This window comes from Sulfurovum sp. XGS-02 (assembly GCF_023213175.1).
In the GTDB taxonomy this organism is placed as follows: domain Bacteria; phylum Campylobacterota; class Campylobacteria; order Campylobacterales; family Sulfurovaceae; genus Sulfurovum.
Map to the genome: position 1 here is coordinate 982,000 of NZ_CP093312.1, position 14,115 is coordinate 996,114.

Sequence of the window (14,115 nt, forward strand, 5' to 3'; positions counted from 1 at the left end):
TAGTTTTCTTCAATCTAACTCCTTCTGTATGCGAATAATCATAGCATATTAAACGTAATAGAGAGAAATTAAAAAATTAAAAATATTTTAGAGAATATTTTAGCCTATTTTTAGGTTAGCTTGCTAAAGTGCAGATTATCTCCTAAAGGAAACAATATGGATCAAGTAACAAACGATGAGTATGGTATCAAGGTTGCAATGTTTATAAACGAACCTAAATACTTAGGTACTATCTCTGAAGAAGAGGCCAAAGAACTGGGTGCCTCACTTTTTAGCTACACATATGGCGATGAAGCACTCGGGTACAAACTTACAATACATTGGGCGGTAAACACACATGAAGACAGAATTGTACTGGCACGATATACGTATGACGGGATAGCGTCTGGTATCGCAGTCAATCATATGCTGGCACTCGTGTGTACGAATAAAAGTATACCGCAGATCAATGACATCACTTACAAAGGCTTAGAACGCTTGCTGCGTGACAACCCAACGATAGAAGCACTCCCATCTTCTGAACGCTATACGATCACTTTTGCGCTTGATACTGTGAAACTGGCTGTAAAAGAGTATATTCATGCACCACTGAACCATGAGGAGAAAACCGTTCCTTGCAAAGATAGCCCAATGAGCATTGCCTCCATCAAAGAGTCTATCGAGTTACATAACATTGATACATTAGAATGCCTTGTAGAGTACACAAAAGCAGGGTCCATGGACACTGATTGTAAAGAGAACCTTTTAGCCTACATAGAGGAGCACCAAAAATTATTGGAAGAGGAAGAAGAGGCAGAGAAGGCTCTGGCTGCTATACCTTTTAGAGAGTTAAATCCAGAGTATAGGATCATGGCTGTTGAGACTGCGATTGATAACACGGTAAGACAGTTTCTAATTATGGATGGTGGAGACATAGATGTACTTAATGTCAAAGAGAATGGTGAGATATTTGAGGTGTATATCAGTTATCTTGGTGCATGCAGCGACTGTTCCAGTTCAGGTACCGGTACACTCCAGGCCATACAAAATGCACTGAGAGATAAACTCGATCCAAATATCTATGTCATTGCAATTTAATGATATAAGAATGATCCATATCTTTTAAAGGCCATGCATGATCGCATGGTCTTTGTTTATTATTTAGACCCGTTTCTATTAATCTTCAGGACATTGATTGCATTCATCGAAGATTTCATCCATTCCCTCTACTGATTTAATCTCTTCAATACATTTTTCCATGGATTTTATAAAGCTTTCAGTTACTTTACCTTCTGAATCACAATAGATCGTGAGCATACGACAGTATCTTTTGATCACCGGTAAAGGTACGATCGAACTGTCACCCATTTTCTCTTCTATTTTTTCCAAAAACTTTTTTTCACACTTGTCTGCTATCTCTTGCATGTTCATTTGTAACCCTTCTTCTTTTATGAACGTAGTGTAGCAAAAGATAGTTAAAGGTGTGAAAATAAAAATGTTTTCTCCATTTTCAAACGTAGAGAAGAGGATATGCAAGAGTATATCAAGGGATCAATATTGACATAATGACTTAAGTATGCTAATATCTGACCAATGAAGTCACATAAAGTATATTTTTTAGCGATCATCCTTGTTATGTTGAATGTAATGTTCTTTGATGGTTCTTCCTCTACATTTATTGAAAATACTTCAGAAACCAAAATAGAAGTTTCACTTGAAGAGCAGGGTTCAGAAGAGAAGTTAGATGAGAAGCTACTTGTGAATACTACAGAACTGTCTTTAAAAGAGCCAAGATTTTATACACTTTATGATTTTACTGCACCTATTGTAGATCAACTCTATCTCAACAACATCTTTAAACCCCCTAAATTCTCCTAAAGCACGATCACACTATCTACATTCATTGGTATGTACTCGTGTGATTGTTCGTATATAAATAGTTTACCAATACAAAATAATTAAAAACATATACATATTTAGGAGAATAGACTCATGAAAAAATTATTAACACTTACAACTATCGCAAGCTTTTTACTGGTTTCTAACGGATTTGCAGCGTCCAAAATGACAACAAAAGAAGAAAAAATGGCCAGTACCATTCAAAATGCTGCTACCGAAAATGGGTGGACACAATATAAACCAGCTATGCATAATGCTTCACAATCACTTTATTTCAAAAAAAGTATCAAAAATAAAGACTACTACACATATAGATATCAGAACAGACATCAGAATAAACGTATGACTGTGTATGCAAAAGTAGATTATACGGCAGATACTATTCAAGTAGAATTTGTAGATAAAATAGCTATGAACCCTGGAAGACTAGGAATTGATAATAGGGTAGACAGAAGCTTGGATGAACTCAAAGAAGCAATTTCTATGAAGCTGGCTGCAGATTAAGAGCAGTAGTTTGATCTTATGTTCCCATCATTTTGATGGGAATAAATTTTACAGGTGTATAAAACGCCAGAACATACCTATAAGGCTTCGTCCTATTTAAGACCCTCTGCGACAGTGATCGTCACTTGATTTGAAATAAATGTAATAGCAATTGTTGCATCATCATTTTTCCATTCACAGTTACTTATTCCCAGTGTTTCTGAACACCCCTCAGGTTTACCCAGAACCTTTACAGTCTCCTCGTATGTCATACCGCTCTTAATTTTATCGTAATTCTCTTTTGTAACTTTGCTGCATCCATTGAATAATAGGATGATCCCAATGATGATTAAAAATCTTTTTTTCAAGTTTTTCCTTTGATATATAATGTGTTTAGCAGATTCATACGTGTATGATTCATATTTTTCGTATAGGGATTATAACAAAAGTTAAGAAAGAGAACTCATAAATAAGTGATTCAAAAAAAGATTTTCCAACAGTACTCACTGTTTAATAATTGATCGTAATGATATTTGGTTTTTAAAAGAGGTTAGAAGTGATGAAGAATAATCTAAAGCCCTAAAATAGGGGCTTTAGTATAAAAAGCAATAGCTGCTTACGCTTCTACTGTTACTTCTTTTTCAGTACCTTCCCAGATACCGTGTTTAGTACAGTACCCGTGTGCATTAAGCTTAAGCTTTTTACCAGTTGGGATGATAGTGAATGTTGTTGTGTTGTGCGCTTTAGTATTACCAAGAGTTCCTGGTACATATGTAGCTTTTGCTAATTGAGTATCACCATCGAAAAGTGTTACAGACTCGATAAAGTGATCAAAATCATCTGGGTGAGTATACTCGTTACCCATTTTTACAGTTACTTCAAACGGCTCACCAGCTTTTGCAGTATCTGCACAGTGAATGAATGGAGAGTGTCTGTCGATAAGGTCTTTTTTCGCTTCTCTATCGATCTCTGAAATGTCTTGGTATTTGTTGATTTTTGGCATATTTTTTCCTTTTTTATTTTTTTGTGAGATTATTATAGCACAAATAAAATTAATTAGGATAAAAATTGTCTTATTTATTTAATTTTTATCTTTATGTCCCAAATAGAGTCTAAAAAAGTCAAATTGAGTCACGTGGTTCATCGTCATATGTTAATAGTATCGGTGAAAAGAGGGCAGTGATATATGGGAAGATTAAGAAACGTATAGGGTCAGACCATTCTGAACGTGAGTGTCTGAATGGTCTAAAAGGCAGCGATAATTATGCTGTATAAAGATGTTTTGCTTTTTGAACGTGGAAGTTAAGTCCGATCTCTTTTTCTGTACATCCAAGTGCTAGTGCAACCATTTGCGGCATATGAAGTACTGGAAGTTCTACATCACGGCCCATCACTTTACCTATACTGTCCTGGTATGTATCCATTTTCAAGTGACAGAGTGGACATGGTGTGACCATCATATCAGCATTGTTATCCATAGCATCTAACAGGGCATTACCCGCAAGTACTTCAGATGTGTGGTTCGCTTGAAGCTCTACGTGGAAACCACAACATTTGTTTTTGCTTTCATAGTTTACCGGGTTCCCTTCAAGTGCATCGATTAGACTGTCAAGTGAAGTAGGGTTGTACGGGTTTTCATGACCGTTCGCCTCTTCATGCAATTCAGAAGGACGGATATTATGACAACCATAGAATGGTGCTATGTTAAAGTGACTCAGTGGTACTTCTACCTTATTTTTAACATTCTCCAAACCATACTCGTCGATAAGCGTGTAGAGGAAGTGTTTGATCTCGGATGTCCCTTTGTACTCAAGTCCGACTTCTGCAAGTTTTTCATTCACTCTTGCTTTAAGCTCAGGATCAGTGTCAAGGGCATGTTTTGTCATCGCAGAGTTCAGCTGACATGTATTACAAATAGTGATCATCGTAAGACCCAGTTTTTCTGCATAACAGATGTTTCTGGCATTCAGTACGTGTGCTAAAAACTCATCAAAGTCCTGTAGGTGACTCGCACCACAACAACTCGCTTCTTCGAGTATAGTGATCTTGATACCCAACTTATCAGCTACTGCAAGTGTAGATGATAGTAACTCAGGTGTAGACTGCTTAGCAGTACATCCTGTAAATAATGCATAGTGTAATTGTTCGCTCATCTTTTCTCCTTACAGTTTATTTGTTTGTGAAATTTCAATCAATTTTTGAACTTCATCCAAGTTTTTGATCTTTGGAATACTGTCAATGAACGGTACGCCTGAATGCCAGTGAATTTTACCGCTCTTCATCATTTTCATCGCAGTACCTATGTGTTTAGCTGCACCTAGTAAACCTTCAGAATAGGTAACGATATCTGCTTCATCAAGATAACCGTACTTTTTCATACCTCTAAGGAAGCCTTCTGCGTGACGTGTTGCCACATTACTCTCAGCAATACCTTGTTCAAACTGCATATTGTGAAGTTTTCCGATCTTCTCTATAGGGTTGATCTCTTTTGGACATGCTTCTGCACATTCATAACATTTCACACAGTCCCAAACACCTTGACTAGGTTGAGCAGTCAATTCTAGACGTTCTGCACCTGCACTGTCTCTGGTGTCTACAGTAAATCTATAAGCAGCAGCAAAGGCAGCCGGTCCGAAGAACTCAGGGTTCACTTCAAGTGCAGGACAAGAGTAGTGACACGCACCACACTGGATACAAAGATCAGAATCCAGGAAGTTATTAAACTCTGCAATAGACTGCTTTGTCTCCTCTGTTGGGTGAGGATCAACATCTGCAACTACATAAGGCTTGATCGCTGCATGTTTTTCCCAGAAATCTGATTTATCAATGATCATATCTTTGATAGCACGTTTTTTAGAACTTGGCTCAAGTGTAATATCATTATCAAAAAGGTCTAAGAGTTCAATGGCATTTTGCTTACAGGCAAGAACCGCTTTACCATTGACTTTAATCGCACATGCACCACAGATACCGTGACGACAAGAACGTCTATAAGAGAAACTTCCATCATGTTCCCATTTAATTCTGTTCATAAGGTCAAGGATCAAATCATCTTTTCCTACTTCCATTTCATACTGTTTTGTGTATGGAAGATAGTCTGTTTCAGCATTAAATCTGAATGCTTTTATTGTTACTTTTCTAGTTTCACTCATCATGACCTCCTTAATATGATCTTTCTTTAGGCTCAAATTTACCAAGCACTACATCACCCCATTCTTGAGTAATGTTGAAATCTTTATCCATATATGCATAGGTATGCTTCAAGAACTTCTCATCATTTCTTGTAGGGAAGTCTTCACGGTAGTGTCCACCACGACTCTCTTCTCTGTTCAGTGCTCCAACAACAATGAATTTAGAGAACTCTAACATATGTCCAAGCTCTAAAGCTTCTTGAAGGTCTGTATTATAGGTGTCTGACTTATCATCAATACGAATATTGTTAAATCTCTCCAAAAGATCATCGATAAGTGCCATCTGTCTCTCTAACGATTCTTTACTTCTAAATACACCTGCATCAGCAGTCATCCCGTTTTGAAGTTCAGTTCTGAGTCCCGGAACCGTTTCAATACCGTTTGACGTTTTGATCTTCTGCATCTCTTCGATCATTCTGTCTGCATCTGAAGCAGAGGCTTTACGCAATTCTATACCTTCATCCAGTGCCTTGATCATGTTTTCACCGGCATGACGACCAAAGAGGAGGGCTTCAAGCACAGAGTTTGCACCCAGACGATTTGCTCCATGTACAGATACACATGAACACTCACCTGCCGCGTAGAAACCTTCTACCAATTCTCTTGGGTTTTGACGAACCTGACAGTTGATATTAACAGGAATACCACCCATAGAGTAGTGTGCTGTTGCCGAAATATGAATAGGCTCTTTAAGCATATCTTGTCCTTGGAACGCTATAGCAAGTTCACGAAGCTCCGGAAGACGTGTCAAAATGATCTCTGGATCAAGGTGTGTAAGATCGATGTTGACAGACTGACCATCTTTACCTACACCTCTACCTTGACGTACCTCTTCCATGATCGCTCTAGATACAACGTCACGTGAAGCAAGCTCCATGGCATTTGGTGCATACTTGCTCATAAATCTTTCACCCTCTGAGTTAAAAAGACGTCCACCTTCACCACGTGCAGCTTCTGAGATAAGTACACCTGAACCACCAAGTCCACTTGGGTGGAACTGAACAAACTCCATATCTTCAAGAGGGAGACCATGACGTGCTACGATAGAGAGTGAATCACCCGTATTCGCATGTGCATTTGAGTTAAATCTATAGGCTCTAGCATGACCACCTGTAGCAAACATTGTCACTTTTGCATTGAATATAGCCGGTTCTGAATTACGGATATTATAGGCTGCAACACCAGATACTTTCCCATCTTCATAAAGAAGATCAGCAGCATACCACTCATCAAATATTTCTACACCTGCACGGAATGCCTGCTCATAAATAGTCTGAAGCAGTGTAAGTCCTGTTCTGTCTTTTGCATAACATGCTCTAGGTTGAGACTGTCCACCAAAAGGTCTGATAGCGATATTACCTTCTTCATTTCTTGAGAATACAGCTCCCATTCGCTCTGCCCATCTGATAGTCTCAGGCGCTTTTGAACACATCAATTCAACACAATCCTGGTCTGCAAGATAGTCAGAACCTTTAACCGTATCGAACTCATGTAGTTCTGTAGAGTCATCTTTACCAAGAGCGGCGTTAATTCCACCTTGTGCTGCACCTGAGTGAGATCTTAATGGGTGAAGTTTTGTAATGACCGCTGTCTTTTTCCCTGCTTCTGTCAACTCTTTAGCTGCTGCCAGTCCAGCCAGTCCAGAACCAACGATGACTGCGTCATATTCGTAGATTTTAATATCTGAGTTTTTGCTCATAGTATCTATATCCTTTTGTAACAATTTGGCTTTATTATATCTTCTTAGCATTAATTTTCGTTAGAAATTGGTATAAGTGATGAAAATTGGGGAGGTGTACTGTTTCGTAGCGTGGCAATTCAGCCAACGCTACTTCTGGATCAGGCTGCGATAGAATTCAGTTGTGAAACAAAATCATTTGTGGAGATGAGTTCTAAACCTCTTATCTTTCTACCTATCGTTTTTTCTATAGCAGTAAAATTTTTCTTGAACATATCAAGGACATCAACATCTTCAACCACAAGCACTTCAGCGCCACGGTCATAGGCATCTAAAAGTATAGCACCGGCTTTTTTTAACGCAAGTGCTTTATTCTCTTCGAGTATCTCAAGTCCGGCAAGTTTTCCCGATCTTGAAAAGTGCACACCTTTCATACCTTTTTGAGCAACTAACTCATGTATTACGTCATGGGAAGCTGGACCATGATAATGTGCAACCTGTTTCTCTTCAAGGTTTTCTATCGTCTCTCCGGCTCTTGTTGCTGCAACTGCCTCAACCTCTTTTTTAGAAAAACGTGCCATAAGTGTTTCACAGAGCGAAGGCCCTTCGTCTGGTTTAACCATAGCTTTGAGCTCAGCTATCGCAGTACTGTGGTCCTGCGCATTAAAAAGGTTGTTTTCATACTCACAGTCAAAGAGTCCGGAGTTCACTGAAGTGATCGCTTCAAGTATGGCTTCTTTATGCTCAGAGCCTTCTGTGATCATTTTATGTGCCAGCACCAGTACTGCATCACCTATGTACTCACGGTCAAAGTTTTCTGTTTCAGATGCATAATGAAGTGCATACAATGTTTTATAGTATTTTAGATCTGATTCTGAAGTATACGGAGCCAAAAGTTCAAAACTTTCCATAAAGTCACTGTCATTGATCTTTAATCCATCATTGGAACGGTAGCTGTTTACCGGGTCAATCTGTAAAGAGGTTCCAAGTCTTTCCACCAGTGCTGAAACAGGTTGTTTGGCCTCTACAACAAGACCGTTGATCTTCATGACAAGTTTCTGTTTCGGGAAACTGAAGTTCTCGTTCTCTTCTTTTATCTTTACAAGCAGGTCTTTGGCTGTAGCATCATCGTTCAGATCGATAGTGAAGTTTTTGTAGTAAGGCAGATAGTCTGTTTTCGCATTAAAAAAGAATGCTCTTATTTCAAGTTTATATGACATAGGTATTTCCTTAATAAAGATTGTTTAGTATAACTTATACAACTATGAATGAGACTATTTGACTCTTACTAAAGCTAAAACACTTGAACTATGTTACAATTCTACCAATTCTAAAGATTTAAGCGCTCAAAGGACGGAAACTATGCCTAAACAAGATAGGGAACAATACCTTATAAACAAACTAGATTCAAAGTATGTAGGTGATGATGCCGCTGTTGTCGGAGATACACTTTACAGCATGGATGCTTTCTTTGAAGATACACATTTTAAACGTGAATGGATGAGTATCGCACAGATAGGACGTAAGGCGATGCTTATCAACATTTCTGATGCCATAGCTATGAATGCTCAGCCGAAATTTGCTCTTATTACCGTCTCTCTGCCTCACAGTGTCACTGAAGATGAGATCGATGAACTTATGACAAGTATGGACCATACAGCAAAAGAGTACGGTTGCGAGATCATCGGTGGCGATACGATAGGAGGAGACAAGCTTCATCTCTCCATTACCATCATTTCTAAAAGTGATGCTCCTCTCTTACGTACTGGATTAAAGGAGGGTGATCTCTTAGCCTATACAGGGACAATAGGTGAGAGCAAACGAGACCTTGATGCGCTTTCCAAGGGTGAAAAAATAGCTGCTGATTCTCGCTTTTTTGAGCCTATATTAAGGTCTGCATTTGTCACAAAAGCAAGACCTTTGTTACACACAGGTATGGACATATCAGATGGACTCTTTTGTGATACGAACAAGATGTTAGATATTAATAAATATGGATTTCATGAGTTCGAAAAGATCGACGATGATATAGGGCTTAGCGGAGAGGAGTATGAAATGTTGGTAAGTTTTGCACCAGAGCATTACAGTGAAGTCATGCAGATCGCCGAAGAGACGAAAACACCCTTAACTGTGTTTGCCAAAGTGGCTAAGAACAATGACAGGTATAAGTGTAAAAGTCACCACTTTTAGTCAATCAAAAAACTCATTGGCTTTGCCATTGAGCCTTCATCTGTCTCCTAAATGCCTCGTGCACTCCATCTAGAAGTATCTTTGCTTCCTCACCGAACACAAAGACGCCTTTATATACCTTTTCTACAGACTTGACATAGCCTTGGAGTGCCTCTTTTTCTAATGCTGTTTTTGGTGGAGTAAAAAGATACTTCATCCCACTCTCCGGGTCATAGCTTTTTCTTGCTGTTTCTATATAGATTTTACTTGATCTTAAAACGACCGTATGATCCGGGAGCACTTCATACTGCTGTATCCTTGCCCCGTAAGGCGTGTCATACACTTTACCTTTCCTGTCCCAAAAACTGTAAAGCGTGATAGTCGTACCGTTGATCTCATAGGCGCCTTCCTGCATACTTTTATCTGCACAGGTACCCGTTTTATCTTTTAAGATCAAACTCAATACAAATGTAAGGTCATTGTTGCGTTCTTCTTTATAAAACTTCATCACTTCACCCTTAGAGTCATAAATATCATAAGACTCCGTGACTATGGAAAAGTCTTGATTTCCCAGTGTGACATGTTCAAGTTCTGCAGAAGCAAAGAGGATGTTTATCGTAAAAAGTATAAGGAAAAAGAGTTTCATGAAACCTGCTTTGAAATATTTCTGTTGGCTAATGCACGTGGATAGTCACGATTTACTGCGATGGATTCTGCTTTCTGTTTTAACGAAGTTTCATCCAACTCTGTAGCATGTGTAAAGTCACGCTTACCTAGAATATTGGCTTCCAGGTATCCTAATGCAATGAATTGTTCTGTAATAGCATCTACCATATCCAAGACTGAAGAGACTTTGACGATCTCGCATCTGGCATAACGTTCTCGGGGGAAAGAGACTTCTGCAACACGTAAAGTCGGGTCATCTCCAGGGATCTGCTGTGCTCCAAAAAGTGGTTTGCTTCCTACCGTTGCCGTATGAAAAGAGGGCATGTACTGAGAAAGATGTTCGATAGCCGCTTTTGTACGTTTTTCTGTCTCTTCTTGGGTCCAGGATTTTTCAATCTTGTCGATAAAATCCTGCCCCAGTCTGGGTTGGCAGCTTACTAGAGAGTTTGCAACCAGGCCATCTTCATAAAGTGTGATCTCTTTAGTCATGCCATGCAGCTGAAAATAACCCCCTGGATAGGGAGTGAACTGTCCCATACCTCGTGGCGTACCTCGTTCTCCATGAAAAACAACTTCGGGAAATTGTGTACCTTCACACCCATCCCAGTGACTCACATAGGCTGCTTTGAACTCTACCATCGATTTGCATGGTGCTCCGAGGAGATCATCGATCTTTCCTGTTCTAAAGCCTGCAGCATTGATGAGATAATCAAAAGAATCTGTATGGCTGACATCTTCTTTGACATAACTTATATTCCACCCTTCCGTTTCAACATTTTGCTGTACATTATAGACGACGGTATTTGTATTCAGTGTAACGCACTCCAGTGCATTAAGGGTCATTTCAGCAGCTGCGGAAAGCCTAAAGAGATTGAGCCCATACTCTTGAACCATGATAAGAGGAAACTGTACTTTATCTAGATCTATGTTTTTGGCTACTGGTATCATCCACTCATCAGAGGTTTCTGGTCTTTGGACCACTGTTTTTTCTCTGAGTCGTTCTATCTCCTCTTTGCTGTAAACCTGATAATAGTTTTCCGGTTTTCCCAAAACTTCATTTTTTGGGTCTTTGGCGATATGGGCTTTATATTCATCTGTCAGTAATTTCAGGCGGGGCAGAAGTGCCTCCGGGGTAGAACTGTCCGTTGTGGGTAACACGATGACCGTAGGTCTGTAATCAACAACAAAAGGGTAGAAGCGTAAAAAGTCTATGGATTGTTTCAGTAAAGTAATGCACTGTGTATCAGAGATTTCACGATAGAGATTACCTCCTGCATGCAAATGACACCAAGGTGGACCGCTCACTAGACTTTCATCCTTTTCAAAGAGTGTCACATTGAGTCCAAGCTGACCAAAATAGAGTGCTGCACTTGATCCTGCAGCACCTCCCCCAATAATGGCAATTTTTACTTTACTCTTTTCTATCATACTCATAGCAGTGCATTTAACTCCGAAAAATCATTTATGATACATGTCGGGTCATATACCCCGATCTCTTCACCATAATTATACCCATATGTCACACCGACACTTTGCATACCGCAGGTATTGGCAGCCAATAGGTCATTTTTAGAGTCACCGACCATTACACACTGATCTACACTGACATGCATATGCTCGCAAGCATGCAGTAAGGGCAGGGGATCTGGTTTCTTTTTCTCCAAACTGTCTCCACCCAACCAAAAGTCAAATACGCCGTCAAGCCCCAGTGCTTTGAGGATAGGTCCGACAAAATCAAAGGGTTTATTGGTGACGATCACCAAACGGTACCCTTTCTCTTTTAAGGTATGTAGCGTATCGGATACATTGGGGTAGGCAGCCGTATCGATACATAGATTTTGTCCGTAGAATGTTAAAAAGATCTCTAAAGCTTTTTCAAACAGGACCGGATCGAGATTTTCATCTATCTCTGTCTGTCCTGATAAGGCACGTTTTACCAACATTTGTGCCCCGTTGCCCACCCAGTAACGGATCGTATCTTCACTGAATGTCTCACGATGTAATGCTTTTAACATATGATTAACTGCTACTGCCAAGTCCGGTACACTGTCGATCAGTGTACCATCCAGGTCAAATAAAATGACTTCTTTCTGAGTAAATTTCAAATTTAAAACCTTGTTCTGATTTTTTATATAACTTATTTATATTATTCCGGTTGATTATACATTTTTTATCTAAAAATGCTTAATCTACGGAAAAGTTGCAACTTTCATACTATAGTATTGTTACAGATTTGTGTGATTATGCTTCTTTTCATAGGTGGAGAGAAATTTCTGATAACTTTCATAATATTCTTGGTATTCCTCTTGAAGTACTTCATTCATTTCAAAAGCGATCTCATTTGTATACGCTTCAAATGTGCCTGCCGGGTGTTCATTCTTCCAAGTATCATATTCGAGTTTTTCAAATAACCCAAAAGCAGCAATACCCATGAATGGCATAGCCGACAGGGTTCTCTGTATTTTTGCTTTAGCCCTTTCTCTGGCTTTTACTTTGGCCAATTTCTTTTGATGCCTGCGTTTTAGCTTAGCTATTTTTTTCGCATGAGACTTTTTGAGCCTGGAGAGTTCTATTTTATGCTTAAGTTTTTCGGATGTCACAGCTGTAAGTGCAGCGTTGGCCAAGCTCTCTTGCCAAAAAGAGTATCCTTTCATTCCTCCCAACACTAAAGCAATGATGATGATCATAGATATTTTTTTCATACATTTAACCTGCTATTTTTCTGATACCAACTATAGTGTATATGAAGCATTATATATCAGTTAACTTATAACCCTCCCAAGAAAAAAAGCTCTCAAGAGATGCAGAGAGTATAGCTCTCGATCTCTTTTCTCGTTAGATATGTAACTTAATAACCTTTCAGCTAAAATATCACTCACTAAAATAGAAAGAATCAAATGAAACTAATCTACCCACTGAACGTCAAAAATGAATTTGTATTTAACTCTTCTCCCAGAGATTTTACCGTAGAAGAGATACCTCTGTATGAGTTTACGGGTGAGGGTGAACACCTGGTACTCAAAGTACGTAAAAAAGAGTTAACGACATGGGATATGCTTGATGTCATTTCCAATCATGTAGGTATACGCCGCCGTGATATGGGCTATGCGGGGTTAAAAGACAAACATGCCATGACGATACAGTACATCTCTCTGCCAGCAAAATTTGAAGAGAAGTTAAAAACCTTTACTCATGAGAAGATCAAGATCTTATCTATGGTCCGTCATAACAATAAGATACGGGTAGGGCATCTAAAAGGGAATCGTTTTAAAATTCGTTTGAAAAAAGTACTTGGTGTACAAAAAGATAAACTGGATTCTGTACTGAGCTGGATAAAAGCCAATGGTGTCCCAAACTATTTTGGAAACCAGCGCTTTGGTACAGACGGGAACAACTGGGAAGACGGGAAAAAACTCATAGATGGAAAACTCAAAATACGTGACAGAAAAACAAAAGAGTTTTTGATGGGCGCCTACCAAAGCTATCTTTTCAATCAATGGCTCTCCAAACGTATGGAACTCAATCACCTGCTGGAAAAATTCACTGAGTCTGAGACGGAACAGGTATTGAACTTGCCTGAAGGCTCGCTCAGAGGTACAAAGTCCCAGCCAAACTTCTTTAAACTGGTAGAGGGAGATGTAATGATGCACTATCCTTACGGTCGTTTATTTACGGTAGAGAACCTGGAAGAAGAAGCCAAACGCTTCCAAGCCAAAGATATCGCACCAGCAGGACTGCTTCCCGGGAAAAAGACAAACAGGGCTCAAGGTGTTGCCGGTTTGATAGAAGCACCTTTTGCAGAAGATATGAATTTAAATGGTGCCAGACGCTATGCATGGATACAGGTCACCGAGATCAGCAAAAATTATGTAGAAGAGAAAGCCCATTATGAGTTAAGCTTTGCTTTGCCTAAGGGCTGTTACGCTACAAACGTCTTGGATGTTCTAAGAGGCGGAGAAGCATAGATCGCAAGTAACCCCTTAGATACGTGAATGATTTCACACTTATTACACACTACTAGTTTATGATTTAATTCAATGATCACTACAA

16 protein-coding genes are annotated in these 14,115 nt (G+C 39.2%); 5 read left to right on the forward strand and 11 right to left on the reverse strand.

Going from position 1 to position 14,115, the window contains the following annotated elements:
- Positions 1-156 precede the first annotated feature (156 nt).
- On the forward strand, positions 157-1,077 hold the full coding sequence (locus MN086_RS04935) for a NifU family protein (RefSeq protein ID WP_248576949.1): 921 nt from the start codon (positions 157-159) through the stop codon (positions 1,075-1,077).
- A 78-nt stretch (positions 1,078-1,155) separates the two neighbouring features.
- On the opposite strand, the gene MN086_RS04940 is transcribed toward MN086_RS04935, so the two are convergent.
- A complete protein-coding gene (locus MN086_RS04940) occupies positions 1,156-1,410 on the reverse strand; it encodes a hypothetical protein (protein WP_248576950.1) in 255 nt (84 codons plus the stop codon).
- Between the two features lie 162 nt (positions 1,411-1,572).
- Between MN086_RS04940 and MN086_RS04945 the strand changes: the two genes are divergently transcribed.
- Together MN086_RS04945 and MN086_RS04950 are read left to right on the forward strand one after the other, a co-directional pair.
- Positions 1,573-1,857 (forward strand): hypothetical protein, encoded by a 285-nt coding sequence (locus MN086_RS04945; RefSeq protein WP_248576951.1) that lies wholly within the window; start codon positions 1,573-1,575, stop codon positions 1,855-1,857.
- A gap of 114 nt (positions 1,858-1,971) precedes the next feature.
- On the forward strand, positions 1,972-2,382 hold the full coding sequence (locus MN086_RS04950; protein WP_248576952.1) for a hypothetical protein: 411 nt from the start codon (positions 1,972-1,974) through the stop codon (positions 2,380-2,382).
- 92 nt (positions 2,383-2,474) lie between these two features.
- Here the strand turns inward: MN086_RS04950 and MN086_RS04955 are convergent, their stop codons facing one another.
- The 6 genes from MN086_RS04955 to MN086_RS04980 form a co-directional block, all read right to left on the reverse strand.
- Positions 2,475-2,729, reverse strand: coding sequence for a DUF3862 domain-containing protein (locus tag MN086_RS04955; RefSeq protein WP_248576953.1), 255 nt, complete (start codon positions 2,727-2,729; stop codon positions 2,475-2,477).
- Between the two features lie 248 nt (positions 2,730-2,977).
- Positions 2,978-3,364: a class II SORL domain-containing protein gene (locus tag MN086_RS04960; protein WP_008242758.1), complete on the reverse strand. Its 387-nt coding sequence runs from the start codon at positions 3,362-3,364 to the stop codon at positions 2,978-2,980.
- A 259-nt stretch (positions 3,365-3,623) separates the two neighbouring features.
- Entirely contained in the window at positions 3,624-4,514 is an 891-nt protein-coding gene (locus tag MN086_RS04965; protein WP_248576954.1) for a CoB--CoM heterodisulfide reductase iron-sulfur subunit B family protein, read from the reverse strand.
- A gap of 9 nt (positions 4,515-4,523) precedes the next feature.
- The gene (locus MN086_RS04970) at positions 4,524-5,513 is read right to left on the reverse strand and encodes a succinate dehydrogenase/fumarate reductase iron-sulfur subunit (protein WP_248576955.1); all 990 of its coding nucleotides are present in this window, start codon (positions 5,511-5,513) and stop codon (positions 4,524-4,526) included.
- Positions 5,514-5,523: 10 nt separating this feature from the next.
- Positions 5,524-7,251: an FAD-binding protein gene (locus tag MN086_RS04975; RefSeq protein ID WP_248576956.1), complete on the reverse strand. Its 1,728-nt coding sequence runs from the start codon at positions 7,249-7,251 to the stop codon at positions 5,524-5,526.
- Between the two features lie 140 nt (positions 7,252-7,391).
- Complete coding sequence (locus MN086_RS04980) at positions 7,392-8,450, reverse strand: hypothetical protein (protein WP_248576957.1); 1,059 nt, start codon at positions 8,448-8,450, stop codon at positions 7,392-7,394.
- Positions 8,451-8,592: 142 nt separating this feature from the next.
- Here MN086_RS04980 and MN086_RS04985 point away from each other — a divergent pair, with 142 nt between their 5' ends.
- On the forward strand, positions 8,593-9,420 hold the full coding sequence (locus MN086_RS04985; protein WP_248576958.1) for a thiamine-phosphate kinase: 828 nt from the start codon (positions 8,593-8,595) through the stop codon (positions 9,418-9,420).
- Between the two features lie 13 nt (positions 9,421-9,433).
- Here MN086_RS04985 and MN086_RS04990 read toward each other — a convergent pair whose 3' ends face one another.
- The 4 genes from MN086_RS04990 to MN086_RS05005 all read right to left on the reverse strand — a co-directional run bounded on the left by MN086_RS04990 (position 9,434) and on the right by MN086_RS05005 (position 12,767).
- The gene (locus MN086_RS04990) at positions 9,434-10,045 is read right to left on the reverse strand and encodes a hypothetical protein (protein ID WP_248576959.1); all 612 of its coding nucleotides are present in this window, start codon (positions 10,043-10,045) and stop codon (positions 9,434-9,436) included.
- A complete protein-coding gene (locus tag MN086_RS04995) occupies positions 10,042-11,499 on the reverse strand; it encodes an FAD-dependent oxidoreductase (RefSeq protein WP_248576960.1) in 1,458 nt (485 codons plus the stop codon). The genes MN086_RS04990 and MN086_RS04995 overlap by 4 nt, the downstream gene beginning before the upstream one ends.
- Positions 11,496-12,170, reverse strand: coding sequence for a phosphoglycolate phosphatase (locus MN086_RS05000; RefSeq protein ID WP_248576961.1), 675 nt, complete (start codon positions 12,168-12,170; stop codon positions 11,496-11,498). Before MN086_RS05000 ends, MN086_RS04995 begins: the two co-directional genes overlap by 4 nt.
- A 120-nt stretch (positions 12,171-12,290) precedes the next feature.
- The gene (locus tag MN086_RS05005) at positions 12,291-12,767 is read right to left on the reverse strand and encodes a hypothetical protein (RefSeq protein ID WP_248576962.1); all 477 of its coding nucleotides are present in this window, start codon (positions 12,765-12,767) and stop codon (positions 12,291-12,293) included.
- Positions 12,768-12,962: 195 nt separating this feature from the next.
- Between MN086_RS05005 and truD the strand changes: the two genes are divergently transcribed.
- Positions 12,963-14,030 carry a tRNA pseudouridine(13) synthase TruD gene (truD, locus tag MN086_RS05010; RefSeq protein ID WP_248576963.1) on the forward strand — a complete coding sequence of 356 codons (1,068 nt, stop codon included), beginning with the start codon at positions 12,963-12,965 and terminating at the stop codon, positions 14,028-14,030.
- Positions 14,031-14,115: the final 85 nt, after the last annotated feature.